Source organism: Arthrobacter sp. ok909 (assembly GCF_900104405.1).
GTDB lineage: Bacteria > Actinomycetota > Actinomycetes > Actinomycetales > Micrococcaceae > Arthrobacter > Arthrobacter humicola.
Map to the genome: position 1 here is coordinate 1 of NZ_FNJS01000078.1, position 1,335 is coordinate 1,335.

The 1,335-nt window shown below is 67.1% G+C and carries 1 pseudogene; it reads right to left on the bottom strand.

The features are described from left to right. A pseudogene (locus BLR03_RS23815) lies at positions 1–1,335 on the bottom strand (pyruvate dehydrogenase (acetyl-transferring), homodimeric type); the annotation flags it as partial.

The window sequence follows — 1,335 nt, forward strand, 5'->3', positions numbered from 1 at the left end:
CCGGCGTTCGGGGACGAATCCGCCGAGGGCGCGGCGGCGTTCCATGAGGTACTGGATTTCGGGGGCGTCCGGGCCGGGGTGGTAGTACGGGGGCCGGTAGGGGTCGGCTTCGAGCTGGTCGTCGGTGATGGGGATGCGCAGGTGGTCGCGGAAGGCTTTCAGGTCCGCGAGGGTGAGCTTCTTCATCTGGTGCGTGGCGTTGCGGCCCTCGAAGTGGGTGCCCAGGCCGTAGCCCTTGACCGTGTGGGCCAGGATGACGGTGGGTTTGCCCTTGAACTCGGTCGCGGCCTTGTACGCGGCGTAGACCTTGTTGTAGTCGTGGCCGCCGCGCTTGAGGTTCCAGATCTGGTCATCGGTCAGGTCCTGGACCATTTCCTTGGTCTGCGGGGTCTGGCCGAAGAAGTGTTCGCGGACGAACGCGCCGGATTCGGCCTTGTAGGTCTGGTAGTCCCCGTCGACGGTCTCGTTCATGATCTTCACGAGCGAGCCGTCCTCGTCCTTGGCCAGCAGGTCATCCCACTCCCGGCCCCAGACGACCTTGATCACGTTCCAGCCCGCGCCGCGGAAGAACGCCTCGAGTTCCTGCATGATCTTGCCGTTGCCCCGGACCGGGCCGTCCAGGCGCTGGAGGTTGCAGTTGATCACGAAGTTCAGGTTGTCCAGCTTGTCGTTCGCGGCGAGCTGGAGCAGGCCGCGGGACTCGGGCTCGTCCATTTCCCCGTCGCCCAGGAACGCCCAGACCTGCTGGTCGGAGGTGTCCTTGATGCCGCGGTTGTGCAGGTACCGGTTGGACTGGGCCTGGTAGATCGCGTTCATCGGCCCGATGCCCATCGAGACCGTGGGGAACTCCCAGAACCCGGGCATCAGCCGCGGGTGCGGGTAGGAGGACAGGGCGTGGCCCTCCTTGGACTTCTCCTGCCGGAACCCGTCCAGGTCCTCCTCGCTCAGCCGGCCCTCCATGAAGGCCCGGGCGTACATGCCGGGGGAGGCGTGGCCCTGGAAGAAGACCTGGTCCCCGCCGCCGGGGTGGTCCTTGCCGCGGAAGAAGTGGTTGAACCCGACCTCGTACAGGGTCGCGGCCCCGGCATAGGTCGAGATGTGCCCGCCGACCCCGATGTCCGCCCGCTGCGCCCGGTGCACCATGACCGCGGCATTCCAGCGCAGCCACGCCCGGTACTTCCGCTCGATCTCCTCGTCCCCGGGGAACGGCGCCTCCTGGTCCACCGGGATCGTGTTGACGTAGTCCGTGGTGGTCACCATCGGAACACCCACACTCTGCGCCCCGGCCCGCTGAAGCAGGCTCCGCATGATGTACTGGGCACGCTCGGTGCCCTG